The 25,298-nt window shown below is 67.7% G+C and carries 21 protein-coding genes and 1 tRNA gene; 15 read left to right on the forward strand and 7 right to left on the reverse strand.

Annotation, left to right across the window (positions count from 1 at the left end):
* Positions 1-29: 29 nt before the first annotated feature.
* The 3 genes from otsB to DMH03_RS08015 form a co-directional block, all read right to left on the reverse strand.
* A complete protein-coding gene (otsB, locus tag DMH03_RS08005; protein ID WP_125791270.1) occupies positions 30-2,558 on the reverse strand; it encodes a trehalose-phosphatase in 2,529 nt (842 codons plus the stop codon).
* A 36-nt stretch (positions 2,559-2,594) separates the two neighbouring features.
* Positions 2,595-4,046, reverse strand: a complete 1,452-nt coding sequence (locus DMH03_RS08010; protein ID WP_125786100.1) for a trehalose-6-phosphate synthase — start codon at positions 4,044-4,046, stop codon at positions 2,595-2,597.
* An 81-nt stretch (positions 4,047-4,127) separates the two neighbouring features.
* Positions 4,128-5,702 carry a threonine/serine exporter ThrE family protein gene (locus tag DMH03_RS08015; protein WP_125791271.1) on the reverse strand — a complete coding sequence of 525 codons (1,575 nt, stop codon included), beginning with the start codon at positions 5,700-5,702 and terminating at the stop codon, positions 4,128-4,130.
* 149 nt (positions 5,703-5,851) lie between these two features.
* Here DMH03_RS08015 and DMH03_RS08020 point away from each other — a divergent pair, with 149 nt between their 5' ends.
* A complete protein-coding gene (locus DMH03_RS08020; protein ID WP_255431232.1) occupies positions 5,852-7,420 on the forward strand; it encodes an alkaline phosphatase in 1,569 nt (522 codons plus the stop codon).
* A 44-nt stretch (positions 7,421-7,464) separates the two neighbouring features.
* Positions 7,465-7,537 (forward strand) — tRNA-Thr (locus DMH03_RS08025).
* A gap of 269 nt (positions 7,538-7,806) precedes the next feature.
* Here the strand turns inward: DMH03_RS08025 and DMH03_RS08030 are convergent.
* Complete coding sequence (locus DMH03_RS08030) at positions 7,807-8,415, reverse strand: hypothetical protein (protein ID WP_125791272.1); 609 nt, start codon at positions 8,413-8,415, stop codon at positions 7,807-7,809.
* Between the two features lie 326 nt (positions 8,416-8,741).
* Here DMH03_RS08030 and DMH03_RS08035 point away from each other — a divergent pair, with 326 nt between their 5' ends.
* The 3 genes from DMH03_RS08035 to DMH03_RS08045 all read left to right on the forward strand — a co-directional run bounded on the left by DMH03_RS08035 (position 8,742) and on the right by DMH03_RS08045 (position 11,670).
* Entirely contained in the window at positions 8,742-9,515 is a 774-nt protein-coding gene (locus DMH03_RS08035; protein ID WP_233611322.1) for a trypsin-like serine protease, read from the forward strand.
* A gap of 248 nt (positions 9,516-9,763) precedes the next feature.
* On the forward strand, positions 9,764-10,369 hold the full coding sequence (locus tag DMH03_RS08040; RefSeq protein WP_158633065.1) for a YiiX/YebB-like N1pC/P60 family cysteine hydrolase: 606 nt from the start codon (positions 9,764-9,766) through the stop codon (positions 10,367-10,369).
* A gap of 71 nt (positions 10,370-10,440) precedes the next feature.
* On the forward strand, positions 10,441-11,670 hold the full coding sequence (locus DMH03_RS08045; RefSeq protein WP_125791274.1) for a hypothetical protein: 1,230 nt from the start codon (positions 10,441-10,443) through the stop codon (positions 11,668-11,670).
* 1 nt (position 11,671) lies between these two features.
* Here DMH03_RS08045 and DMH03_RS08050 read toward each other — a convergent pair whose 3' ends face one another.
* On the reverse strand, positions 11,672-12,115 hold the full coding sequence (locus DMH03_RS08050) for a hypothetical protein (protein WP_125791275.1): 444 nt from the start codon (positions 12,113-12,115) through the stop codon (positions 11,672-11,674).
* Positions 12,116-12,158: 43 nt separating this feature from the next.
* Positions 12,159-12,965, reverse strand: a complete 807-nt coding sequence (locus DMH03_RS08055) for a helix-turn-helix domain-containing protein (RefSeq protein WP_125791276.1) — start codon at positions 12,963-12,965, stop codon at positions 12,159-12,161.
* A 114-nt stretch (positions 12,966-13,079) separates the two neighbouring features.
* Between DMH03_RS08055 and DMH03_RS08060 the strand changes: the two genes are divergently transcribed.
* From DMH03_RS08060 to DMH03_RS08085, 6 genes are all read left to right on the forward strand, one after another.
* Complete coding sequence (locus DMH03_RS08060) at positions 13,080-13,496, forward strand: SRPBCC family protein (protein WP_125791277.1); 417 nt, start codon at positions 13,080-13,082, stop codon at positions 13,494-13,496.
* An 82-nt stretch (positions 13,497-13,578) separates the two neighbouring features.
* On the forward strand, positions 13,579-14,484 hold the full coding sequence (locus DMH03_RS08065; RefSeq protein WP_158633066.1) for a S41 family peptidase: 906 nt from the start codon (positions 13,579-13,581) through the stop codon (positions 14,482-14,484).
* 177 nt (positions 14,485-14,661) lie between these two features.
* Complete coding sequence (locus tag DMH03_RS08070; protein ID WP_125791279.1) at positions 14,662-15,894, forward strand: lipase family protein; 1,233 nt, start codon at positions 14,662-14,664, stop codon at positions 15,892-15,894.
* A 79-nt stretch (positions 15,895-15,973) separates the two neighbouring features.
* Complete coding sequence (locus DMH03_RS08075; protein WP_125791280.1) at positions 15,974-16,765, forward strand: metalloregulator ArsR/SmtB family transcription factor; 792 nt, start codon at positions 15,974-15,976, stop codon at positions 16,763-16,765.
* A 32-nt stretch (positions 16,766-16,797) separates the two neighbouring features.
* Positions 16,798-17,577, forward strand: a complete 780-nt coding sequence (locus tag DMH03_RS08080) for a DUF3800 domain-containing protein (protein WP_125791281.1) — start codon at positions 16,798-16,800, stop codon at positions 17,575-17,577.
* Between the two features lie 102 nt (positions 17,578-17,679).
* Positions 17,680-19,875, forward strand: coding sequence for a germacradienol/geosmin synthase (locus DMH03_RS08085; RefSeq protein ID WP_125791282.1), 2,196 nt, complete (start codon positions 17,680-17,682; stop codon positions 19,873-19,875).
* 428 nt (positions 19,876-20,303) lie between these two features.
* Here the strand turns inward: DMH03_RS08085 and DMH03_RS08090 are convergent, their stop codons facing one another.
* Complete coding sequence (locus DMH03_RS08090; RefSeq protein ID WP_125791283.1) at positions 20,304-21,491, reverse strand: beta-1,3-glucanase family protein; 1,188 nt, start codon at positions 21,489-21,491, stop codon at positions 20,304-20,306.
* A 303-nt stretch (positions 21,492-21,794) separates the two neighbouring features.
* On the opposite strand from DMH03_RS08090, the gene DMH03_RS08095 reads away from it, so the two are divergent.
* From DMH03_RS08095 to DMH03_RS08110, 4 genes are all read left to right on the forward strand, one after another.
* Positions 21,795-22,415, forward strand: a complete 621-nt coding sequence (locus DMH03_RS08095) for a sigma-70 family RNA polymerase sigma factor (RefSeq protein WP_125791284.1) — start codon at positions 21,795-21,797, stop codon at positions 22,413-22,415.
* Positions 22,416-22,774: 359 nt separating this feature from the next.
* Positions 22,775-23,509 carry a GAF and ANTAR domain-containing protein gene (locus DMH03_RS08100; RefSeq protein WP_125791285.1) on the forward strand — a complete coding sequence of 245 codons (735 nt, stop codon included), beginning with the start codon at positions 22,775-22,777 and terminating at the stop codon, positions 23,507-23,509.
* Between the two features lie 31 nt (positions 23,510-23,540).
* The gene (locus DMH03_RS08105; RefSeq protein ID WP_125791286.1) at positions 23,541-24,254 is read left to right on the forward strand and encodes a GAF and ANTAR domain-containing protein; all 714 of its coding nucleotides are present in this window, start codon (positions 23,541-23,543) and stop codon (positions 24,252-24,254) included.
* A gap of 52 nt (positions 24,255-24,306) precedes the next feature.
* Positions 24,307-25,206 (forward strand): LysR family transcriptional regulator, encoded by a 900-nt coding sequence (locus tag DMH03_RS08110; protein WP_125791287.1) that lies wholly within the window; start codon positions 24,307-24,309, stop codon positions 25,204-25,206.
* Positions 25,207-25,298 lie beyond the last annotated feature (92 nt).

A 25,298-nucleotide genomic window follows, 5' to 3' on the forward strand; every position in this document is an offset into this window, starting at 1 on the left:
GAACGACCCTTTCCTGACACTTGAGCGGGCTACCGGGAAAGCAGGTTCGCGCAGCGGATCAGCCCGATGTGCGAGTACGCCTGCGGGTGGTTGCCCAGCGAGCGTTCCGCGATCGGGTCGAACTGCTCGGGCAGCAGACCGGTCGGGCCCGCGGCGTCGACGATCTGCGTGAACAGTTCCTCGGCCTCGGTGCGCCGCCCGGTCAGCAGGTACGCCTCGATGAGCCAGGCCGCGCAGATGTGGAAGCCACCCTCGCCGCCGGGAAGGCCGTCGTCGCGGCGGTAACGGTACACAGTGGAGCCACTGCGCAGTTCCGCCTCGATCGCGGTCACCGTGGACTGGAAGCGCGGGTCGGTCGGGTCGATCAGCCCGGTCAGGCCGACGAACAGCGAAGCGGCGTCGAGGTCCGTTCCGTCGTAGGCGGTGGTGAAGGCCTGGACCTCTTCGTTCCAGCCCTTGTCCAGCACGTCCGCGGCGATCTCGTCACGCAGCGAAGGCCACGCGCCCGGCACCGCCCGGCCGTAGACCTCGCCCAGTTTGACCGCCCTGTCGATGGTCACCCAGCACATCACCCGCGAGTACACCCGGTGGCGCGGCACGTGCCGCTCCTCCCAGATGCCGTGGTCCGGCTCGTTCCAGCGCCGCGTGACGGCCTCGGCCATCGCGCGCACCATCTGCCAGTCCTCGTCGCGCAGTTCGCCGCGCGCCTCCGCCAGCGTCTGCACGAGTTCGACGACCGGGCCGAAAACGTCCAGCTGCACCTGGTGGTTCGCGAGGTTGCCGACGCGGACCGGCCGCGAACCGGCGTATCCCGGCAGCGATTCGATGACCGCTTCGGCACCGATCACGCTGCCCGCCAAGGTGTACAACGGGTGCAGCCGTTCCGGACCGGCCAATGTGGACAGCACGCCGTGCAGCCAGCGGAGGTAACCTTCCGCCTCGTCGGTCGAGCCGAGGTGGACCAATTCGCGCACGGTCATGGCCGCGTCGCGGATCCAGCAGTAGCGGTAGTCCCAGTTGCGGACGCCGCCGATCTCCTCCGGCAGCGAAGACGTCGCCGCCGCGAGCACACCGCCGGTGTCGGCGTTGACCAGGCCGCGCAAGGTCAGCGCCGAGCGGCCGACGAGGTCGGTCTGGACGCTGGGCAGTTTGAGCGTCTGCGCCCAGGTGCTCCAGTAGTCGCCCGCACGCGAGCGTCGCTCCACTTCGGACAGTTCGTGCGCGCCGAGATCCGAGGTGCCGCAACGGAGTTCGAGCACCACCGGGTTCTCCGGGGAGGGAGTGACGAGCGCCGTCGCGGTGTCGTTCATTCCATCGGAGGTGATCTCCCACTCCACGCCCGGCGAACGCAGCGCGAACGGTTCCGAGGTGCCCTGCACCAGGATCCCGTCCTCGTCGGCGACCAGCTTCACCGGTACGCCACCGAATTCGGGGCGCGGCGCGAAAACGATCTCCGCGGCCGCCTCGCCCGAGATCACCCGGACGAGATCCGTGCGGTGCGCGGGGCTCTCCGGCTCCAGGTAGTCGGTGACGAGCAGCCGCGACCAGCGGGTCTCGACCGTCATCGTGTTCGGCAGGTAACGCTGCCCGAGCGGCAGGCCGTTGCGGTGCGGCTTGATCGAGAAGTGACCGGCGCCGGCGCCGCCGAGCAGATCCGCGAAGATCGCGGGCGCGTCGGGGCCGGGGTGGCACAGCCAGGTCAGCCGGGCGTCCGGCGTGACGAGCGCGACCGAGCGTTCGTTGGCCAGCATGGAAAGCCGCTCGATCGGCGGGGCCTGCTCGCCGTAGAGCCAGTTGCGCCGCTCTTCGAGGAGGAAAGCGAGCGCCATCGCGACGTCGACGGTGTCCGGAACGCGGTACTGCGCGAGGCTTTCCCCGTCGCCGACCTTCACGCCGAGGTCCGGGCCGGAGATCCGGGCGAACGCCTTCTCGTCGGTGACGTCGTCGCCGAGGAAGATCGCCGCCGTCGCGCCGACCTGGTGACGCAGGGTGTCCAGCGCGCGGCCCTTGTCCGTCTGGACGACCGCGAGCTCGACGACCTCCTTGCCGTCGGTCGTCGACACGCCCTCCCACTTCGACGGTCCATTGTGGACGTCACGGAGGACCCGGCGGCCCGCCTCGTGCTCGGCGCGGCGGACGTGCACCGCGATGCTCGCGGGCTTGACCTCGAGCGAGACGCCCGGCACGTCGAGCACCAGGTTCTCCAGCTCGGCTTCAAGCCGCCTGTGGAGCTCGCGGGCCTTGTCGTCGAGCGCGTGGATGAAGCCGATGTCGAACTCGGATCCGTGGCTGCCGACCAGGTTCACCTCGGCCGGGAGACGGGACAGGGTGGCGAGATCGCGCAGCGCACGGCCGGAGATGACCGCGGTGGTCGTCTCGTGCAGGCCGGCCAGCGACCTGAGCGCGCCTACCGATTCGGGCAGCGGCCGGGCTTCGTCCGGATTGGCCGTGATCGGAGCGAGCGTGCCGTCGTAGTCGCAGGCGACCAGCAGCCGCGGCGTGCGCGCGACCTGGACAATCGCGCGCCTCAGCTCGGCGGGCAGTGCCTCGGCGGTCAACGATTTCTCCTCGGGAGCTAAGCGGGGTATGGGGGATCAGTCGGCCGGTTCGGCACCAAGCGCCTGGAGGAACGAGCGCGCCCAGCGGTCGACGTCATGCGTGAGGACCTGTCGACGCATGGCGCGCATACGGCGGCGTCCCTCTGCGGGGTCGAGCGTAATGGCAGTCTCCAAGGCGTTCTTCACCCCGTCCAGGTCATGTGGGTTGACCAGGAGTGCACTGGTCAGCTCCGCCGCGGCGCCGGCGAACTCCGAGAGCACGAGCGCGCCACCCAGTTCGTGGCGGCAGGCGACGTACTCCTTGCAGACGAGGTTCATCCCGTCACGCAGGGGAGTGACCACCATGACGTCGGCCGCGGAGAAGAACGCGGCCAGCTCCGTCCGGTTCACGGACTGATGCAGATAGTGCACGACCGGGTGACCCACGCGGGCGAATTCGCCGTTGATCCTGCCGACCATCTGCTCGATGTCGCCGCGCATCCGCTGGTAATGCTCGACGCGCTCGCGGCTCGGCGTGGCCAGCTGGACGAACGTGACGTCCTCCGGACGGACGCGGCCTTCGTGCAGCAACTCGTGCAATGCCTGCAACCGCAGGTCGATGCCCTTCGTGTAGTCGAGTCTGTCGACGCCGAGCAGGACCTTCTTCGGATTGCCCAAGTCGCGGCGCAGCTGGGCGGCGCGTTCGGCGACGCCCTTGGTCTTGGCGAGTTTGTCGAGGCCGATGGCGTCGATGGAGATCGGGAACGCGCCGACCCGCACGGTGCGGTCGCCGACCTGCATCAGGCCGGGACGGGTGCGGATGCCGACCGCGCCGCGGCTGGATTCGAGACCGGCCAGCTGCCGCGCCAGCCAGAGGAAGTTCTGCGCGCCACCCGGCCGGTGGAAGCCGACGAGGTCGGCCCCGACCAGGCCGCGGACGATCTCGGTCCGCCACGGCATCTGCATGAACAACTCGACCGGGGGGAACGGGATGTGCAGGAAGAAGCCGATCCGCAGGTCGGGGCGCAGTTCGCGGAGCATCGCCGGTACCAGCTGCAACTGGTAGTCCTGGATCCACACGGTCGCGCCCTCGGCGGCGACCTTCGCGCTCGCCTCGGCGAAGCGCCGGTTCACCCGGACGTAGGACTCCCACCAGCTCCGGTCGAACACCGGCCTGGCCACCACGTCGTGGTACAGCGGCCAGAGCGTCGCGTTGGAGAAGCCCTCGTAGTAGTCGCGGACGTCGTCCGAGGTCAGGGAGACCGGGTGGAGGACCAAGCCGTCGTCGTCGAACTCCTCGACCTCGACGTCGGGCACGCCGGGCCAGCCGACCCAGGCACCCTTGCGTGAGCGCAGGAACGGTTCGAGCGCCGACACCAGCCCGCCAGGGCTCGCCGTCCAGCGCCTGCTCCCGTCGGCGGTCCGTTCGAGGTCCACCGGGAGCCTGTTCGCCACCACCACGAAATCCGCGGAGGCCGTTCTGCTCGTCTCGGCAATCACTTCGTCCACCAGCCGCTCCCTCGATTCGCGGGTCGCTGCCCTAAGCGGAAACCCTATCGCGCGAGGAGGCCGCGGCCCGTCGGCGAGCGATCACTCCAAGCGTCGTTCGGCGGGTTCCATCGGACCCGCCATCCGCGGCCCGGCGAACTTGCGTTCGAGCCTGCCGAGCCCCGTCCGCACCGGTTGCGCGAGGTATTCGCCGAGTACCACGCCCGCTGCCAGGGCAAGCCCGATCGCGACCGCGGTCATCAGCGTCGAGATGTTCCCGCCGGGCTCGACGCCCAATTGGTATAGACCACGATAGGTGGAGAGACCGGGGAGGAGGGGCGTGATGCCGGACACAGCCACCACGAGCGGCGTCACCTTGAGCCGCCTGGCGAGCACGCCACCGCAGAACCCGACCAGCGTGGCGGCGACGGCGGACGAGCTGACGGCCTGGAAGTCGGTCAGCATCAAGGCGCCGTACACCGCGCCGCCGATGGCGCCGGCCGCACCCGCGACGATCATCGCGCGCAGCGTCGAATACGAGGCGAGCGCGAAGCAGGCCGACGCGCCGATGCTGCCGACGACGATGATCGGAAGTTGCTGCGGCGTCGAGGAGACGACCTCGGGCAGCGGCGTCAGCGACAGGCCGAGCAGTACCGCGATCTTCAGCGCGAGCACCACCCCCGCGATCAGCCCGGCACTCATCAACGCGGTTTCCATCGTGCGCCCGGCCGCCGTGACGTAATAGCCGGTGATGGCGTCCTGCACGGCGGAAACCGTGGAAAGACCGGACAGCAGCACGGTGACGGCCGCCGCGACGACCAGCGTGGGTTTGTCCGTGGTGAGCAGATCGCTGCTGACGATCGCCATCGCGGACAGGGTCGCGAACAGGCCGCCGATCACCTGCTGGAAGAAGAACGGCAGCGCGAAGCGGTTCAGCAGGCGGCCGAGCCGGTCGATGGCCGCGCTGATCACGAGCGCGACCAGCGCGACGTCGATGCTGCCGCCGAGGATCAGGGTGATGAACGCGGCCAGCCCGCCCCAGGCGGCCGTGGCCACCCAACGGGGGTACGGGTGCGGCGCGGTCGTGAACCGCTGGAGTTCCTGCTGCGCCTCTTCGGCGGCGATGTTCCCGCGGACGATCCGGCGGACCAGCGTCTCCGTCTGAGTGAGCCGCGTGTAGTCGAGGCTGCGCGAACGGACGACGCGCAGCGCCGTCACCGGTGCCATGTCGGTGCCGCGGTGGCAGGTCACCGTGATCGACGTGAAGATCACGTCGACCTCGCAGTGCGGGAGGCCGAGCGCGGAGGTCAGCGCGATGATCGTCGCGGTGACGTCGGAGGCGCCGGCGCCGCTCGACATCTGGACCTCGCCGATGCGCAGGGCGAGGTCCAGGACGAAGTTGACCGTCGAGTCGTCGGGCGGCTTCGGGCCCATCGCCTCGTCGCTCTCGACGGCGGGCTGCTCGGCCGTCGGGGCTTCGAGGATCTGCCAGGCGCGGCGGCGCAGCAGATTCGGCCGGTGCGAGCGGGCCTGGTGGATCGATCGCTCTCCGTCACGCTGGCGCGGGGCCTCCAGCAGCCATTCGCCACGTTCGGGTGTTTCGTCCTGGTTCTTTTCGGCACTGTGTCCGCTTTGTTCGCCGCGCTGGGCTCCCTTGGTGTGCTCGTTGATCTTCATGATCGATCCACCTCCTCACTCTCTTCGCCGGTACATTCCCGAGGAGCATCGGGGGCGGTGGCCCGACCGTTGCAGGAAACTCGAAGTGGCGTCCACCACGTCAGAGGAAGATCATCGTCACTCGGCCGGTTTACGGCACACTGCATGCCATGGCGTCCTCCGTGAGCAGGCGATCCGTCCTTCGCGCGGCCGGTTACACCGCGGCCGGGACAGCGGCGACATTCACCCTTTCGGGGGCATCTAGCGGGGCGGAGGCCCCGGTTTTCGCGCACGGCGTGGCCTCCGGCGACCCGATGCCCGATTCGGTGCTCCTCTGGACCCGGGTCACGCCCTCGGCCGAGGCGGTTCCGGGATCCGGAAAAGGGTCGCCGGTGGACGTCCGGTGGGAGGTGGCGAAGGACGCCGGATTCGCCGGCGTCGTCGCTCGCGGTCACCTCCGGACCGGGCCGGAACGTGATCACACGGTGAAGGTGACGGCGGAAGGACTGTGCGCGTCGACGGCGTACTGGTACCGCTTCACGGCTCAAGGGAAGGTCTCGCAGACCGGGCGGACGCGCACCGCGCCTTCGCACGATGAAGACGTCGCGAGCCTGCGATTCGGCGTCGTCTCGTGTGCGAACTGGGCTGTCGGTCACTTCGCCCCCTACGGCTATTTGGCCGAGCGCGACGACCTGGACGCCTTCATTCACCTGGGTGACTACCTCTACGAAGGGAATCCCAACCCTGCGGGTGATCTTCGGCCCTCGGTACCGCCCAACGAGTTGATCACCCTCGCGGACTACCGGCAACGCCACGCGATGTACAAGACCGACGAGCACCTCCGGCGGCTCCACGCCCGCCACCCGATGGTCGCGACCTGGGACGACCACGAGGCCGCCGACAACGCCTGGTCCGGCGGGTCGCCGTCACACGATCCGGCGACCGAGGGTGACTGGCGCGACCGGATGCGGGCCGCGCACCGGGCGTACTTCGAATGGATGCCCGTGCGGCATCGCGGCGACCGGCTGTACCGGCGGCTGAAGTTCGGGAGGCTGGCCGACCTCACCATGCTCGACCTGCGGACGTATCGGACCCGGCAGCCTGGGCCGGCTTCGGTGGAGGGCACCATCCTCGGCGCCGAACAGCGGCAGTGGTTCCTGGACGGCCTCGCGCGCGGGACCGCGTCCTGGAACCTGATCGGGAACTCGGTGATGGTCACGCCGATCAAGATCCCCGCGCTGCCGACCCGCGAACGGCTCGCGCTCGGCGACCTGCTCGACGGCCAGCCGACCACGGTCAACACCGACCAGTGGGACGGCTACACCGAAGATCGCCGCCGGGTCCTCGACACGATCGCCGCGCAGGGCCGGGGCAACACGGTGTTCCTGACCGGCGACGTCCACTCGTCGTGGGCGAACGACGTGCCGCGGGACGGGGCGAGCGTCGCGGTGGAGTTCGTCTGCCCGTCGGTCACCTCGGACAACATCGACGAGCAACTCGGCGTCCCGCCGCGGACCGGCTCGCTGAAGGTCGAGGCCGCGATCCGCGCGCTGAACCCGCACGTGCGCTTCGTGGAACTCGACTCGCACGGCCCCGGCATCCTCGAAGTGACACCGGACGCCGTCCGGATGAACTGGTACTACGTCACCGACCGCCGCGACCCGGCGACCGCCGTGACGTTCGCGCACGCCTTCCGGACCGTCGCCGGCGAACCCCGGGTGCGCCCTGCGAAGAGCTGAACGGGCGCCGATATACTGGCCTCGCCCGGGCTGCCCTGGGCAAGGCCGCTATAGCTCAGCTGGTAGAGCATCTGTCTTGTAAACAGAAGGTCAGGGGTTCGAGCCCCCTTGGCGGCTCAAGATCAAAATAGCTGTTGACCTGCTAATATAGCGTCTCACGTGAGCGTTGTTGGGCTCCGCTTGTCTCCGTTTTCACAGGCGTGCCGATTTCGGGCCGTTTCAGCCTGTGGTTGGGACCGCCGATGTGCTCCAGCGCCACGCCGTGTGCAGTACTTACCGGGCCGGGAGATCCGGGTTGTGGGTGAAGACCCGCCAGATGACTGTCCCAGCCGATCCGGCGATTGGGTGCCGGGGGCCGGTGACGAGGCGGGGAAGGCGTGCGAGCGCTACTTGTACAAGGTCTGGACGTTCGTGAAGGTGATGTCGTCTGTGGTGGTGTTGTCCGGGTTGAACCGGAAGACGACGTTGTCCGCGCCCCCGGCGCGCATCGTGAAGGTCGACGTGATCGTCACCGATCCGCCCGCAACGAGCTGCTCCGGTAGATCGGTGGAGCCGCCCTTCTGAATGGCCGAGTACGTCGCCTTGGCGTGGTTGCGCCCGTAGAGCAACTCCGCACGAACATTGCTCGTCGCCGTTGGGAAGACGAACGTCGCGTTGCCGGTATTGGTGATCTCGGTGGCTATTGTCACCAGGACGCTCGCGGTTGGGCCGGAGTCGTAGCCGTTCGAATCCACGGTCTCGGACTTCGCAGAGATGATCCTGACCTTCAAGCCGTTGGACAGGGTGGCGGCTTCGGCTGCCGGCGTCTCCGGCACGGAGGCGTTATCGACGCAAAAATCCGTGTGAGCACTGGCGAAATTCGGGTCAGCGCACTTCGCGGGGTCGAGGCCGGCCGCGTCCTGTCGGGCGTCCGGCGCGGCAGAGCCGTCGCACGCGGCCAGTACGAGGGCGCCGGCCACTACGAAGAGGCCGACCGAGAGTCTTTTGTTGGGCACAGCGGCCCAATGTACGTCACAGGGGACGCTTCGAGAGTCGTGCCCGAGCCAGGAGCAACGCAAGGAGTGGCGCCGGGTTGGTCAGCCGTCGCCTCTGCTGGTGACGACGGCTGGTTCCTCCTCCGCCTCAGTGTCCCGGCCTCGCCCGTACCGGAACTCATGTCACGTGATCATCGGGGAAGCGCTCATAGATGGTATGTCCGATTCAGGACCATTGGGGGTACCGGATACTTTACGGCGCACTACGGTCGGGTGTTGATAGATCTGGCACTGCTGAATCCCGTCCCATGCTGGACTCCCCTTTCATTGCAGGAGGCCGAAAAATCATGTGGATCCGACGTATGTCCATGATCGCCGCCGCCGTCTTCGCCGGGTCGCTCTTCGCCGGGCCCGCGGCAGTGGCCGAGTCGCCGGCCGGGCCGCCGATCGAAACCTTCATCATCGGCGGCAAGGTCGTCACCACTCCTTACTCGTTCTTCGCGTCGCTGCAACGCAATGGCCGTCATTTCTGCGGAGCGTCGCTGATCGCACCGCAATGGCTTGTCACGGCGAGGCACTGTGTCCAGGGCTCCACCGGTGGCGGTTTCTCCGCTCGGATAGGCGCGGTCCACACCGGCTCCGGCGGCGAGGTCATCACCGCGGCGAGCGCTACCCTCGGCGCGAACGACATCGCCGTGGTGAAGCTGTCGAGAGCGGCCACCGCCACGCCGATCAAGATCGCGGCCGCCAGCCCGGCCGTCGGCACCGTCAACAAGCTGATCGGTCACGGGCAGACCTGCGGTACGCCCGGTTGCGGTGGTGCGTCGCCACAGCTTCGCGAGGTGGACACCACCACCGTCTCGGACTCGAGGTGTACCGCCAATTTCAAGCCGGGCAAGGAGATCTGCTTCCAGGGTGCACCCGGAACCAGCGCCTGCTACGGCGACTCCGGCGGACCGTCCATTTTGGGCGGTGAGCTGACCGGCGCCACCAGTCGATCCGGTAACAACAGCAGCAACTGCCTCAACGGTCCCGGAATCTACAACAGCGTTCCCGGGTATCGGGCCTGGATCAACCAGGTCACCGGTGGTGCGGTGACCGCGTGGGAGGCGACGCTCTAGCTCCCCGAGGGCGCTGACCCGAGCGCGCCCGGCAGGTGACGCCACTTGCCGCGAACTTCTTCCTTAGCGTCGTGGTCCGGCCTGGTCTGTCAGGTGTTCGCTGGACTCCCAAGGCTCTCCCGAGCGGTTAGGTTCATGTCTGTCAACGGACGGGGCCCGGTAGCGACGGGATTCCGATGACGTCTGCCCATCGGAAGTCTTGTGTGCGAACACAATTCGCCTGTCCACAGCTTGAAGAGGGGATATCCATGTCCAAGATCGGGAGAATTCTGGTCTCGTCCGCGGCGTCCGCCGTGATGGCGGGAACGGCGATGTTCGGCCTGCTCGCCGCGCCCGCCCACGCCGCGGAAACGGCCGCGTCGAGCGAGATCGGCATCGCCTCCTCCGACGACGGTGCCTGCAAGACGAAGAAGACGGTCGGAAACGCGCGGAACAAGGGAGATGTCTTCCACTCCTACGCCAAGACCTCCGTGTTCAAGCACAACCACGTCGGCATCTACTACACGACGAAGACGATCGTCGAGGCGCCCGGCAAGGGTAGCAAGAGCCGGTCCGTCACGGCGTCCACGCTGAAAAAGTGCGGCCCCATCTACAAGATGTCCGTCAACGCCAAGCAGGCCAGCCGGGACAAGGCGGCCAACCACGCCTACAACAAGTTCCGCGGTCTGGCCTACGACACGGACTTCGCGAACAACAAGTACAACAACAACGGGAAGCTGAACTGCTCCGAGCTGGTGTGGAAGGCCTACAAGGATTCCGTCGACATCGACCTGGACAAGAACGGCGGGCTGGGCGTCTACCCCGACAACATCAAGGATGACGGCAGCACCGTGGTTTACCAGACCATCAAGTAACGACCTTCGATGAACGGTGCGGCCTGCCGAGTGCGGGTCGCACCGCCCACCGTCTGAGAGGATTCGGCCCGGTGCGCCTACCCCGACTCGTCGCGCTCGCCGCCTGCGCGCTTCTGGCCGTGACGGCCTGTACATCACCGGACGGCGGAGCAGAGGTGAACATCACCGATCCCGATGTGGTGAAGCTCGGCGAAACCGTCGTCGCGTTCTACCTCAGCCCGGACACCTCGGCCGACAACCCACCGGAAAAGCGGCAGCCTGCCTATCTCGTCCTGGTGCGGGCCGACGGAAGCAACCAGCTGATCGAGACCAGCGGCATGGCCGAGTCGCATATCGCGTGGTCGGAGACCGGGCTGTTCTTCAGCGACGACACCCGCGACTACATCCTCGGCAAGGACGGTCTGGCCCGCTTCGAGAACAAGAAGGCAGGGCATCAGCAGTCGGCTTTCGCTTTGCCCGGCGACAAGGGTTTCGTCTCGGTCTACAATGAAGGCTTCTCCGAATCCGGCTACACCAATCAGGTGGCCGTCACCACTTCGACCGGTTCCCGGCTCTACCGGGTCGAAGGAAACTACTTCATGAACGCGCTGTGCGGCGGTGTCCTCAATGGAATCGCCACCGACGGTGGAGCTCATTTCGCGGATTCGGCCAAGATCCCCGGCATGCGCTCGAAGGCCGATCCCGGTGCGCAGCCGGAGCTGCTTTCCCAGCTGTACCCGGCATCCGAGGGCCGGGAAAAGGTCCTCGCCTGGCGAGGAGCCTTCGACGCGGGAGACCACAACCGTCACGTGCCCTGTCACGACGGTGTCATCACGTTCCTTTCCGATTACACCGACGCCGACGGCAAGCCCCGGACCACCATCGTTTCGTGGAATACCGGCAACGGTCAGTACGCCGAACAGCCCATGGTCGACGCCGAGGGACGCCCCGTCACCGAGAAACTGGTCGACCCCGAGACGTTCTCCCAGAAGACTTACGACGCCAAAGCCGTGCGGGAAGGCCACCTCGAATGGCTCGCCGCCGACGGCCGGATCATGAGTACCGAAATCGCCTCCGGGGTCACCGCGCCTCGGTTCGACACCGGGTTCACCTCGGACAGCGATTCGTCCAGCCAGGCGATCTTCACGGACCGGTCGATCAACCTGATGCAGGAGACGTTCGACGGCGAGACCCCCGTCAAGATCAAGCGGTTCGATCGCGTCACCGGGAAGCTGATCACCGAGATCACCGTGCCCGGACTGGCGGAACGGTTCGGCATCCGGTTCAACCTGCGCGGTATGGCCGTTCCGCCTCTTTCCTGAGTCAGCCGCCCGCGGGTGGGGCAGCCATCAACACCACTCGGTCGAGCGCCGGATCGAACCCGAGGACCGGGTGGGCTTGGCTTCCGCCTTCCGGCGTCATGAGCACCGGCTTGCGCAGTTCCCGCCCGATCTCCGCGAGGAACCCGCAGAGGGTGTCGACGCCGGCCTGCCCCTGTAGTTCCCGCAGATCGATGTCGAAGTCGATCTCCTCGGCCGACGTGAGGCGGAAGATCGCGAGCATCCCCGGAACCGGCCAGGCCCTCAGCTCCGCCAGTTCGGCACCGACCGGGCGAGCGAGCGCGTCTTTTGCCAACGGCAGGGGCGACGCGGTGGCGCCTTGCTGCCAGTCCTCTGCAGAGGCGGCCGGGACGAACACGTCGGGGAGCGCCCCCATCAGATCCGGGTCGAAGAAACTTCTGACCTCGTCCCAGCGAAGATCTTGCATGCGGTGATGATGCCCCACCAAAGCCGCCGCTTCTTTTGTGCCATCAAGCGAGCAGCCTGCGTAATGCGGTCGGCGTGTGTCCCAGGTGTGCGCGCACGGTTCGGCACAGGTGGGCTTGGTCGGCGAAGCCGAGGTCGGCGGCGAGGACGGCGAGGCTGGTGTCGCCGTTCTCCAGCCGGTCCAGCGCGCGGGCTACGCGGACCCGGTTGCGGTAATGAGTCAGCGACACTCCCAGTTCCCGGGTGAAGGCCCGGCTCAACCGGTACGGCGAGACATCCAGCAGGGCGGCGAGCGGGATCAGGCCTGCCGCGGCGGGATGGCCGTCGCCGATCACGCCTCGGGCTTGGGCCACCAGCGCCTGGTCGCCGGCGCTTGCCCGGTCGACCGCCGGGATGGTCGTGGCCACGACCTGGTTGACGATCGTGGCCACCAGGCCGACCAAGCCCTCGGCCGCCGCATAGCCCGTGTCGGCGGCGCGGGTGGCGGCCAGTAGCCGTCGATGGGCGAGGTCGAGCGTGCCGTCCACGTACAGCGACGAGCGCTCCAGCACTGGCGCGTCTCCGGCCAGGGTGCGCCAGAGCGCGGGTTCCAGGCTGATCGAGGTGCACCGGTCACCGCCCGCGGGATGGGAGAAGTTTTCCTCCTCGCCGGGCATCCCGAGGTAGCCGACGGTGTGGTCGAGGTCCGTGCCGACACCGCGGACCCGGCGGCGGAATCCGCCGTGGCGCACGAGCACGAGCCGCACGTCTTCGCGCGGCTGCTCGACCGACCAGCCGCGATGGTCGTCCCGGCAGTCCACCGTCGCGACGGCGAACTCCGGACGGGTGGCGAGATCGGCGAAGGAGAGCACTCGCCGACGTTAGGTGAAGGGTCCGACAGTTTCCGCAAGGATCTTCAAGACCCGCGGATCGGTTCGGGGCAGGCTTGAAAGCATCCGGCAGGGAAAATAAGGGAGAGAACGGACATGGCGTCCATCAGCAAGGAAATCGTGATCGAGTCCGGTGCCGACGACGTGTGGGAGGTGATCGGCGACTTCGCCGCGGGTCCCTCGCGGATGGCACCGGGGTTCGCGCCGGACACCAAGGCGGAGAACGACCACCGGGTCGTCACCTTCGCCGACGGCACGGTGGTCCGGGAAAGGCGGGTCACCGTCGATCACGACACACGCCGGATCGTCTACTCGGTCGTCGGCGGCAGCGTTCGACCGGAGCACGACAACGCCTCCATGCAGGTCTTCGCCGACGGCGAGCGGCGGTGCCGGTTGGTGTGGACGCGCGACGTGCTCCCCGACGAGCTGGCCGCGCCGATGGCCGAGGCGATGTCTCGCGGTCTGGATGCCGTCAAGCGGACCCTTGACGGCGCCCACGATCAGCGGACGTGATCTCGGCCGGCCGGTAAGGTCGACGTCCTCAGGGGGGAGTCGGCGATGGTCGTGGTGCGGTGGCCCGCTCGTTCTTTTGTCGTTGATCGGCGCGAATGAAGCGTGTTCCGGGCATCCGTCGTCGGCGAGCGGTTACCTGGAACAGGCGCTGGATCTTTTGGAGCAGCGGGCATTGGACCGCGGCCGGGTCGATTGGCCCAAGGTACGGACCAAGGCTCATGCGATGGCGCACGGCGCCCGAACCCCCGCGCAGACCTATCCGGCCATCAACCGGGCGATCGCCGCACTGGGCAACTCCCACACCGCCCTGATCCCGGCCGGTGCCGTTCCGGCGCCCTCTGTCGCCCGGATCGCCGTGCCCCAAGGCCGGTTGATCGAGGGGCGGTACGCGCTGCTGACCATCCCGGCGTTTCAGTCGGACGAGGCCGGCACCGTTCGTTACGTGGCGGCGGGGCGGGACGCGGTGCGCGGCCTCGACACGGCGGCACCATGTGGCTGGCTGATCGACCTCCAAGGCAATACCGGCGGCGACATGTGGCCGATGCTCACGGTCCTCGGTGACGGTCGAATCGGCGCCTTCACCGCGCCAGGCCAGGACGCGCTCCCGTGGGAGGCCCGCGGCGCCGACATCCTGCTGAGTGGACGCGTCTTGGGCACCAATCCCGATCGGCTGAACCGGACCTCACCGCCGGTGGCCGTCTTGACCGATTCCTCCACGGCCGGCTCCGGGGAGGCGGTGGCCATCGCGTTCCGGGGCCTGGACCGAGCACGCGGTTTCGGTGAGGACACGATGGGCTTCTCCACCTCCAACGAAACCCTCGTGCTGGCCGATGGTGCGTACCTGCTCATCACCACCGCGGTCATGGCCGATCGCGGGGGACAAATCTACGGGCACAAGGTCACACCGGATTCCCGCGTTTCTTCCGGCGCCGGGGGCACGATCGCCGCCGCCACCGAATGGCTTTCCCGCCGGCCCGGCTGCGACTGAACGCCGGCCGGATCACGGCACGTTTCGAACGATCGTTTCCCTATGACAAAGCGGATAACGGCCGGTCGGCCGCGATTGACAACTTGAAGACCGGTCGGTCTTCATCTCTTGAAAGTCCGCGGTCGATCCGTTCCCCTTGGGCACCTGCCCGGTCCCGACTCACCGTGGAGCTGCCGTATGCCCGTTCCCTTTCGCCGTGGCCTGATCGCCACCGTCGCCGCGACGCTGGTCGCGGTGGCGCTCAACGCGCCGTCGGCCGTCGCCGACACGACTTCGGTCTACAGCCCGGTTTCGCCGTTGCCCGCGGGGCAGAACGGCGACGTGCTCAAGTCGCAGCCCTCGAACTACAACGGCGCGAAAGCCACCCGCGTCCAGTATCTGTCGCGGGACAACAAGAACAAGCAGGTCGCGGTCAGCGGCACGGTCCTGGTGCCGAACACCGCGTGGAGCGGGCAGGGGGAACGGCCGATCGTGGCCTACGCGCCGTTCACCTTCGGCATGGGCCCGCAGTGCGCGCCCTCGAAAACGCTGGCAGGCGAGGGCTCGCAGGACATGGTGTCCGGTTTCCAGGGCAGTTTCGTCAACGCGTTGCTCGGCGCCGGGTTCGCGGTGGCGCAGACCGACTACATCGGACCGTGGGTCGAAGGCAGTGGTGAGCATCCGTACGTGAACCGGTTGTCCGAAGCGCACACCGTGCTGGACGTGATCCGCGCGGCGCAGCGGCTGCCGGAAAGCGGTTTGCCCGCCGGCGGCCCGGTGGGCATCGCCGGTTATTCCGAGGGCGGAAGCGCCGCCGCGGCCGCGGCCGAACTCGCCGCCACCTACGCGCCCGAGCTGAACGTCAAGGGTGTCTACTCCGGCGCGCCGCCCGCCGACAAGGCCGCGCTGGCCAAATCGCTGGACGGCGGCATGTACGTCGGGTTCCTCGGCTACGCGCTGATCGGCATCAACCAGGCCTATCCCGAAGCCAGGTTGATGGATCTGGCCAACCCGGCGGGCGCGCAACTGTTCATGGAGGCCCGGCAGACCTGCACGATGGACTCGGTCTTCAAGTTCATGGGCAAGCAGACGAGTTCGCTGACCAAGAGCGGCCAGCCGGTCTCTTCGTTCCTTTCCCAGCCGCCGTTCGACGCGATCGTCGCGGAGAACAGGATCGGGACCGTCAAGCCGGCCATGCCGATCATGGTCGAGCAGAGCCCGATGGACGACGTCATCCCCGCCGCCGTCGGCAAGCAGATGGCGAAGGACTGGTGCGGCAAGGGCGCCAACGTCCAGTGGAAGGACCTCGCGACCCTCACTCCGTTCTTCTCCCACGCCCTGGGCATGATGGCCGCTCCCGGCGACGCCACCGCGTGGCTCAAGAGCGTGTTCAACGGACAGGCGGGCAACGGGAACTGCGGCCGCTTCTGATCCGAAGTCCTTGACATGCACCCGCGCGGCTGCCTAATCTAAACAGGCAGCCGCGCGGCTGCATATCAGGGAGAGCGGCATGGACGAGGTCTTCAAGGCGCTGGCGGACGCCAGCCGTCGCCGGCTGCTCGACGACCTGAACGCGCGCAACGGGCAGACCCTGCGCGAGCTGTGCGCGGGACTGGACATGGCGCGGCAGTCGGTCAGCAAGCATCTGGCCGTGCTGGAAGCGGCCAACCTGGTGACCACGGTCCGCCGCGGCCGCGAGAAGTTGCACTACGTGAACGCGGAGCCGATCAACGCGATCGCCGAACGCTGGATCGACCGGTACCACCAGGGGCGGGTCGACGCGCTCGCCGACCTCAAGAAGGCATTGGAGCAGCAACCCATGAGCACCGACGAATTCGTGTACACCAGCTACATCAAGACGACGCCGGAGCGGCTTTGGCAGGCGCTCACCGATCCGGCCTTCACCAAGCAGTACTGGGGCTGTGAGTTCACTTCGGACTGGAAGCCCGGGTCGACGATGGCCTGGGACCAGCTCGGCGTGAAGCTGGAAGACCCCGAACAGGTCATCCTCGAATCCGACCCGTACCGGCGGCTGTCCTACACGTGGCACACCTTCACCCCGGAGTTCGCCAAGTCGGTCGGCCTCGACGACGACGTGTCGGCGAAACTCCAGGCCGAGTCGCGGTCGAAGGTCACGTTCGACCTCGAACCCGTCGGCGACACGGTGAAGCTGACCGTCGTGCACGACGGTTTCGACCAGGGCAGCACCGCGCTGGAGATGGTCAAGGGCGGCTGGCCGTCGATCCTGTCGAGCCTCAAGACGCTGCTCGAGACCGGTGAGCCGCTGCCCGAACCCGCGTAACCCGTTCGACGGAACCGCCGTGATCGGGCACGATGCGCACCGTGCCCCTGGAGATCGCCTGCGACGAGTCCGGGTCCGAGGGTGAGAAGCTGATCGGCGGGCAGACCGACGTCTTCGCGCACGCCGGGGTCCGGCTGAGTCCCGAAGAGGCCGCGGACTGCCTGGCCGAACTGCGGCGCAGGATCCGCTCGCCCGCGCTCGAGTACAAGGCCAACCACCTCCTCCGCACGAAGCACCGGCGGGTCCTCGAATGGTTCCTCGGCCCGCGCGGCCCGGTCCACGGGCGTGCGCACGTGTACCTCGTGGACAAGAAACTGCTGCTGGCGAACGAACTCCGCGCACTCGCCGGCCCGGAGGTCCGGCCGGACGACGAACTCCTCGCCGCGTTCAACGACGTGCTGCGGACCAGGAACCGCCGGGATCCGGCGACGGGGTCGTTCTTCGCGATGGTCGGGGACACCGCGGAACTGCGGGCGAAGGTCGCCGAGGCGCGTGACGCCAAGTCCCTCGATCCGCTGGTGCCCGCGATCCTCCGCGCCGTCGAGTACTGGAGCGCGGGCGGGGAGCGGGTCTTCCTCGTCCACGACGAACAACCGTCGCTCAAGGGTGAACGGCTCGCCCGGATCGAGTCGACCCCGGGTTCGGCCGGGGTGCGGTTCGTGGATTCGCGGACCGATCCGCGGGTGCAGGCCGCCGATTTCCTGGTCGGCGTCGCCCGCCGGATCGCCGAGGACGAATTGAACGGGAACGGTGACCGGGTATTGAGCGGATTGCTCGCGCCGTATGTCGATTCGGCGTCCATCTGGGACTGATTCACTCCATGGCACACCGAATCCCTCGGGTGGCCGTTGCCCGGAACCATCGCGGGCTGGAAACGTCGGGGCATATCCGACACCCGCGGGAGGCAGTCGCCGATGCAGGCTTTCACCTTGCCCGAGTTCTACGTGCCGCATCCGGCCAGGATGAATCCGCACCTCGAAGCGGCGCGAACGCACAGTATGGCCTGGGCCGGGCAAATGGGCATGCTCGATTCACCAGCCCCGTCCGGTGACGTCGTCTGGACCGAGCAGGCGCTGGCGAAAATGGATTACGCACTGCTCTGCGCGCACACCCATCCGGACTGTGACGGGCCGTCCCTCGATCTGGTCACGGACTGGTACGTCTGGGTGTTCTTCTTCGACGACGATTTCCTCGCGCAATTCAAGTACACCCGGAACACCGAGGGTGCGAAAGCGTATTTGGACCGGCTGGAACTGTTCATGACCGGACCGGGGGAAACCTCTCCGGAACCGGAAAACCCCGCCGAAGCCGGGCTCAAGGACCTTTGGGCGCGTACCATTCCCTCGATGTCGGAAGCCTGGCGGCGGCGTTTCGTCACCAGCACGCACAACCTCATGGTCGAATCGCTCTGGGAACTGGACAACATCGACCGCGGCCGGATCGCGAACCCCATCGAGTACATCCAGATGCGCCGTCGCGTCGGCGGGGCGCCATGGTCGGCGAACCTGATCGAATACGCCGTCGGCGCCGAAGTGCCGGACAGGATCGCGGCGACCAGGCCGATGGAGGTCCTGCGCGACACCTTCGCCGACGCCGTCCACCTTCGCAACGATCTCTTTTCCTACCAACGAGAAGTACGCGAAGAGGGGGAGAACTCCAACGCCGTCCTCGTCTTCGAGAAGTTCCTCGACTGTCCGACCCAGGAGGCCGCCGAACTCACCAACGACCTGCTGACCTCGCGGCTGCAGCAGTTCGAGAACACCGCGCTCGTCGAAGTGCCCGCGCTGCTGGCCGAACGCGACGTCTCGCTGACCGAACAGATCGGGGCCGGCCTGTACGTCAAAGGCCTGCAGGACTGGCAGTCCGGCGGTCACGAATGGCACGCGCGGTCGAGCCGGTACATGAACGAGGGCCCGGTGTCCGGCGCCAACGGGCCGAGCGGGCCCGGCACCGGATCGCCGCGGCTCTCGCCGGGCAGGCTGGGGCTGGTCCAGCGGGTGCGGCAGCAGGCGCCCCCGCCGTTCGCGAAGGTGGGGCATCTGCCGCTGCCGGAATTCCGCATGCCGTACCCCGTGCGCACCAGCCCGCACCTCGCCGCCGCCCGCGAATACGCGCCGGGCTGGGCACGGGAGATGGGGATGTTCGAGGAAGGCGGGATCTGGGACGAGCGCCGGATGCGCGGCATCGACCTGCCGCACTGCGCCGCGATGATCCACGCGGACTCCGATCTCGACCAGCTCAAGCTGTCGTCGGACTGGCTGACCTGGGGCACCTACGGCGACGACTACTTCCCGGTCGTCTTCGGGATGAGAAGGGACCCTGTCGCCGCGAAACTGTGCAATGACCGCCTTTCCCTCTTCATGCCGCTCGACGGCGAGCCGGTGCCGAAGCCGTCGAACCCGGTCGAGCGCGGCCTCGAAGACCTGTGGAACCGCACCGCCGGGCCGCTGACCCCGCCCGCGCGGGCCGAGTTCCGGCGGGCGATCGAGAGGATGACCGCGAGCTGGGTCTGGGAGGTGGCGAACCAGGCGCAGAACCGCGTCCCCGACCCGGTCGACTACGTGGAGATGCGGCGGCGGACGTTCGGTTCGGATCTGACGAAGAGCCTCGCCCGGCTCCGGCTCGGCGACGTCGTACCGCCGGAGATCTACCAGAACCGGGTGCTGTTCGAACTCGACACCGCCGCCCAGGACTACGCGGCCTTCGCCAACGACCTCTTCTCCTATCAGAAGGAGATCGAATACGAGGGCGAGGTGCACAACCTCGTCTACGTCGTCGAGCGTTTCCTGGAGGTCGACCGGATCGAGGCCCGCGACATCGCGGCCCGGCTGATGAACGCGCGGATAGACCAGTTCGAGCAGCTCGCCGACGAGGACCTGCCGCGGATGTGCGACGACCTCGGGCTCGACGACGACGTCCGCGCGGTGCTGACCAGGTACGCGGACAACATGAAGGACTGGATGGCCGGAATCCTGGAATGGCACCGGAAATGCGTGCGGTACACGCCGGAGGAGCTGAAGCGCCTCAGCACCCCCGAGCCGCCGAAGTTCTCGCTCGAGCCGAGCGGGATCGGCATGTCGGCCTGGCGGATCGGGAGCGGGGCGCGCTGAGAGGTCCGGCTTCGGCTGATCGCGGGACCTTGGCGACGTGCGCTTCTGGCCCCGGTAGCCCCACCAGTGACAACGATGGCGCGCGAGGGTCTTCCCCAGGTACATGAAGGACTCCTTCCTGTACCTGGGCGCAAGGATGGGGTCCTTCATGTACTGCGGGAAGGAGGCCTTCACGCGCTGTCGCTGTAGTGCCGAGGCTCAAGGTGGCGCTCCTGCCCGTCCGCAGCCTCGGCACGGGCCGAGCTCAGCCCGGCATGCCGTGAGGGGCTCCTTCCCTACCCTCAGAGTAGGGAAGGAGCCCCTCACGGACCTGCGATCCCGGCCCGCCACCCGCCGTAGGTACCTAAACACGGGTTCGCTCTACCCGAATCGCCACTCACGACCCCATTGCGAAACCGCGCGAACTACCCAAACCGGGCGCGTTCAGTTCAGAACGCGGTCAGGATGATCCGCGCGGTACGCGGGTCGCCGTCGTGCACCAGCGACTCGAAGTGCCCGACGTCGTCGAAGGCGAATCCGTACGCCTTCCCGTCGACCATCTGCTCGTGCACGATCCGCGAGTAGTGGTCGGTCACGGGCTGCTTGTAGAACTGGCCCGCGTCGTAGGTCGGCTGCGTGTGCAGGGAGCCGAGGGTCGAGCGGTGCAGTGCCGCGCACAGTGTCCGCGCGATCGGGCCGACGACCTGGTCGTTCGGCGCGTGCAGCCGTCCGTCGCAGTTGAAGACGTCGCGGGTGCTCGGTTTGCTGAACGACGCCACCGTCGCGCCCGAGGTGTCGGTGAAGCGCAGGACGTCGTCCCCGCCGGTCCGGCCGGTGAACTTCTTGCCGGGTTCGGCCTCGAACGGGACCACGGTCAGCGGGGTCGATTTGTAGGTGTTCCAGGCGCTCGTGACGTATCCGTCGAGGTAGTTCGCGCCGAATTTGCCGGTGTCGAGCCCCTTGCCCGGCGCGAGGACCCGCAGCCGGTTGTACACCAGGTTCGAGAAACCGGACTGTCCTTGGACGGCGTTGAAGATGGCCTCGCGGCCGCCCGCCTTGAGGCGTCCGGCCTCCTTGTTCGTGCCTGCCCCGTTGGTGAGTCCGACGGCGTGCGGCACGCTGAACATGTCGACCTGCGAGCTGTTGATGAACAGCCCGCCGTTGTCGTAGGTGAATTCGCTCCAGTCGAACAGGATGTCGCGGTTCGGGTCGCCGTCGGCCCACGGCGCCGGCTGTACCAGCCCGTCCGGGGTCAGGAAGAACTTGATCTTCTGCCCGAACGACATGTAGACGCGGCCCGAGAGCATCCGCGGGATCCGCAGCGTGGTCGAGCCGCCGTTGCCGGGGCCCGCGATCGCGACGTCCGGCGCGGGGCTCGGCGGATTCGCCCCGGCCGGCCACGGGGTGAAGGCGCCGGCGGCGTTGACGTAGCCGAGTTTGCCGGTGTTGAGGTTCGTGCCGAGCACGTAGAGGTGAACCGCGTCGGAGCGGTTCGAATTGTTGGTGACGGTCAACGGCAGCGGATCGGGGCCCGCGGCGGCCGCGGTGGGCGCCGAAAGCGCCGAAACCCCGGTGACCAGGGGCAGGGCGACCGCCAACGCGGTCAAGACGCGCCGGATCTTCTTGCGGATGCGCACAGTTCACTCCTCGGCGGAATCCCGCCGCGGAACGCGAACGTGCCGCGGCGGTGCTTGCGGATGTCGGCCGGGGGCGCGTTCCCGGCCTGGGTGTGACCTTGGCGAGGCGTCTCAGCACGGGAAGTTACGGCGCCGGGCCGGGAGTTGTCCAGACCACTGGTGGGAATCTGTCCGGTTTCGCGCAGAGGTGGACAAAGGGTCGCGGACCTTCGTCGATTGAGGTGGCCGGTCCTCTCGACTACCGTTGTCCGCGTTCCGTCCTGGACCTCGGCGGCCGGGTTTTCTCATCCGTGGGAGCGGGACATGAACGACGATTTTCCGATGCGAGGAACCGGCGGCGGTGAGACGTGGATTTCCCCCGCCTGCTGGGACGGCCTCGCCAGGGCGGCGGCGGACGGCGGGCCGCACGCGATGGACGACCTCATGGCCGCAGTCAACGCGTGGGCGCGGAAGTACGCCGAGATCCGCCTCGGCGGCCGTGACCTGACCTATCTCGAACCGGCCGACGTGGCGCAGGAGATCTGCCTCGCGGTCTTCGTCGCGGTTCCCGGGCACGGCCTGCGCGGCGGCTCCTTCCTGTTCCTCCTGCGCGCCATCGCGGCGAACAAGGTCGCCGACGCGTTCCGGAAGGCGTCGCGGAGCAAACAGGTGCTGACCGGTGAACTCCCCGAACGTCCGGCGGTGGCCGCCGACGAACCGGAGCAGCGTGCCCTGCGGACCGACCTCGGCGTCCGGCTCGGCAGGCTCATGCGGATACTGCCCGTCTCCCACCGGGAAGTGCTGGGGATGCGGGTGATCGGTGAACTGACGTCGAACGAGACCGCCGCGGCGCTCGGTACGACGTCGTCACGCGTGCGGGTGACCAAACATCGGGCGATCAGCAGGCTGCGCGCCTGCGCTCAGCGCCGGGACGCCTTGAGCTGAATACGGACCAGTAGCCGGAGAATGAGATTCCCCCGTTTGGCCCGGGTTTCGAGAATGCGAACGCACATTGCCCCTCCAGAGCTCGCCGATGAGCGCCGTTCGCCGGGGGCCGGGACGAGCGGTCTCGCGTTCCACCCTAGGGGCGGACCGGGGGACCGAAACCGGCTGAACGGACGATTGCCGCCGTCCTGGTCGTCCGTTCGTCTCTTCGGACCACCGCGTTGGTGCCGGAGACGAGGTGGCGGGCGCGGCAAAAGGACGAAAACGTGGGAGAATCGGCATGGCGCCGACGAGTGGTCCGCGCTGTTCGCCCCGGCCCCGGCGGGTTCGTCCGACACCGGACAATGCCGGGAGGCGCCATGGGGTTTCGACGGCGTGATCGCGCGGCGCTGGTCTGGGCGAAGATGAGTTTTCTCGCTTCGGAAACAGATTCGGCGGTTTCCGTGGAACACGCCTGCGTAGTTTGCGGAAACGTCCTCGAAGCTGCCGGTGTCGGGCTGACCCTCGCCGTCGGCGGGGGAGTCGCCGAGCCTTTCTTCGCCACCGACGAACGCAGCCGCGAATTGGAAGATCTGCAGTTCACCTTGGGCGAAGGCCCGGCATGGGAGGTGGTGCGCGGCGGTATGCTCCTCGTCGTAACCGATGTGACCAGTTCGGAGACGTCACTCCGATGGCCGATGTTCGCGCCGGAAGCGATCGACAGAGGCGTGAAATCGATCATCGCGGTGCCGATCCGGACGGGTGCGACCAAATTGGGTGTCGTCGACTGTTATCGCGAACTCGCCGGGTTCCCGTCGAGGGAAGGACAGGCGGAGGCACTCGTTTGCGCCGACGCGGTGATCGCCCTCGCCGTCGCCGATGTCGGTACCGGCGGCACCGGTGGGCCCGGTATGGCCGAAGTGATCGATCGCGAATTCACCGGACACCACGACCGGGTGCATCAGGCCGCGGGAATGGTGTCGGCCCAGCTCGGCATCGGGCCGGTGGACGCGCTCGCCCGCTTGCGTGCCCACGCCTACGCCGATGACCGGGATCTCGACGAGGTCGCCATGGACGTGATGCGGCGCCGGATCACCTTCCGGTCCGAGTCATGACGGACGCGTGCCTAAGGAGATATCAGAAACGATGACCCACCTCGCGGCAGGCTTGCGGGAAACCTTCGTGCAGTTGGCGGACACCCTTGTCGACGATTTCGATCTCATCGAGTTCCTCGACCTGCTCGCGCTCAGATGTGTCGAACTGCTCGGCGTCTGTACCGCCGGACTGCTGCTCGCCGACGCGCACGGCACGCTCACCATGGTGGCCGCGTCCGACGAACAGACCCGCACACTCGAACTGTTCCAATTGCGGAATTCCGAGGGACCGTCCTTGGACTGCTACCGGCACGCCGAGCCGGTGGTCTGCCCGGATCTGACGCGCGCGGGCGAAAGCTGGCCGAAGTTCTCCCGTGCGGCGGAAGACGCGGAATTCCGCTCCGTGTACGCGTTGCCGATGCGCCGCCGCGACGAAGTGATCGGCGCGCTGAACCTGTTCGGCACCCGCCCCGCTTCGCTGGACGACGCCGGATTGAGGCTGGGGCAGGCGCTCGCGGACATCGCCACGATCGGCATCCTGCACCACCGGCTGTTGCAGCGGCAGGAAACCATCACCGCGCAGCTGCAAACGGCGTTGAACAGCCGGGTGATCATCGAACAGGCGAAAGGGGTGCTCGCCGAACGGCTGCGGGTTTCGGTCGACGACGCGTTCGGCGTATTGCGCGCCTACGCGCGGAGCAACAATCGCAAGATCCATTCCGTGGCGACCGGGATCATCGACCGCACAGTGGAAATCCCGCACTGAACGATACCGTTTCGGCGCTTGTCCGCCCGCCGGTGATACCTAGACTGGATGGGTGTTCTCCCTGGAACAGCTGGTGAGTTTCGTCGCGGTGGCCGAGGAACTTCACTACGGCCGGGCGGCGGAGCGGCTCTCGATGACCCAGCCGCCGTTGAGCAGGCGGATCCAGTTGCTGGAACGCGAACTGGGGGTCGAGCTTTTCGACCGTACGCACCGCATGGTCCGGCTGACACCCGCCGGACGGGTTTTTCTCGCCGAGGCAAGGAAAATACTGCGTTCGGCGCAGGAGGCGACGCTGTATGCCCGCCGCGCGAAGAAAGGTGAGGTCGGCGTCGTCACGCTCGGTTTCACCGCCACCGCCGCCTATTCGTATCTCGACCGCGTCATCGCCGCGGCGAACGCCGAGGTGCCCGGCGTCGATCTCGTGCTGCGGGAAATGGTGACGGCAGCACAGGTGGAGGAATTACTGGCGGGCGGGCTCGATCTCGGCATGGTCCGGCCGCCGGTCACCGGTGCCGACGTCGTGACCCTGCCGCTGTGGCGGGAGCCGCTGCTGGCCGCGCTGCCGTCCGCGCATCCGTTGGCGCGGCGCAAGAAGAATCCCGACGTCCGCGACTTCGACGGCGAGCCGTTCATCATGTATTCGCCGTCGGAGGGCCGGTACTTCCACGATCTGCTCGTGGCGGTGTTCCGTGCCGCCAGGGTGGTGCCGGACTACACCCAATACCCCTGTCAGGTGCATACGGTGCTCGCGCTGGTGAAGGCGGCCCTCGGCGTCGCGCTGGTGCCCGCCGCGGCCGCCGCGCTGCGGTTCGAGGGCGTCGTGCTCCGCCCTGTGGGCGGCGTCGAGGGCCGTCCGGTGGAGCTCGAACTGATGTGGCGGCGGGGCAACGACAATCCGGCGCTGGGCGCACTGCTCGCCGTCATCGGGAATCCGGCTCGGCGAGGGCCGTGAAGGACTCCTTGAGGGACTCTGGGCCCACGAGTTCAAGTGCCCCCAATGTGGCATTGGGGACGCTCAGCGCCTCCAATGTCACATTGGGGGCA

The sequence above is a fragment of the Amycolatopsis sp. WAC 01376 genome, from assembly GCF_003947415.1.
Lineage (GTDB): Bacteria > Actinomycetota > Actinomycetes > Mycobacteriales > Pseudonocardiaceae > Amycolatopsis.

What these genes read in the sequence shown, in the direction of transcription:
- DMH03_RS08015 (WP_125791271.1), bottom strand. Translation starts at nt 5,702, where the DNA reads ATGAAGATCAACGAGCACACCAAGGGAGCCCAGCGCGGCGAACAAAGC.
- DMH03_RS08020 (WP_255431232.1), top strand. Translation starts at nt 5,852, where the DNA reads ATGGCGTCCTCCGTGAGCAGGCGATCCGTCCTTCGCGCGGCCGGTTAC.
- DMH03_RS08035 (WP_233611322.1), top strand. Translation starts at nt 8,742, where the DNA reads ATGTGGATCCGACGTATGTCCATGATCGCCGCCGCCGTCTTCGCCGGG.
- DMH03_RS08040 (WP_158633065.1), top strand. Translation starts at nt 9,764, where the DNA reads ATGTCCAAGATCGGGAGAATTCTGGTCTCGTCCGCGGCGTCCGCCGTG.
- DMH03_RS08050 (WP_125791275.1), bottom strand. Translation starts at nt 12,115, where the DNA reads ATGCAAGATCTTCGCTGGGACGAGGTCAGAAGTTTCTTCGACCCGGAT.
- DMH03_RS08060 (WP_125791277.1), top strand. Translation starts at nt 13,080, where the DNA reads ATGGCGTCCATCAGCAAGGAAATCGTGATCGAGTCCGGTGCCGACGAC.
- DMH03_RS08070 (WP_125791279.1), top strand. Translation starts at nt 14,662, where the DNA reads ATGCCCGTTCCCTTTCGCCGTGGCCTGATCGCCACCGTCGCCGCGACG.
- DMH03_RS08075 (WP_125791280.1), top strand. Translation starts at nt 15,974, where the DNA reads ATGGACGAGGTCTTCAAGGCGCTGGCGGACGCCAGCCGTCGCCGGCTG.
- DMH03_RS08080 (WP_125791281.1), top strand. Translation starts at nt 16,798, where the DNA reads ATGCGCACCGTGCCCCTGGAGATCGCCTGCGACGAGTCCGGGTCCGAG.
- DMH03_RS08085 (WP_125791282.1), top strand. Translation starts at nt 17,680, where the DNA reads ATGCAGGCTTTCACCTTGCCCGAGTTCTACGTGCCGCATCCGGCCAGG.
- DMH03_RS08095 (WP_125791284.1), top strand. Translation starts at nt 21,795, where the DNA reads ATGAACGACGATTTTCCGATGCGAGGAACCGGCGGCGGTGAGACGTGG.
- DMH03_RS08100 (WP_125791285.1), top strand. Translation starts at nt 22,775, where the DNA reads ATGGGGTTTCGACGGCGTGATCGCGCGGCGCTGGTCTGGGCGAAGATG.
- DMH03_RS08105 (WP_125791286.1), top strand. Translation starts at nt 23,541, where the DNA reads ATGACCCACCTCGCGGCAGGCTTGCGGGAAACCTTCGTGCAGTTGGCG.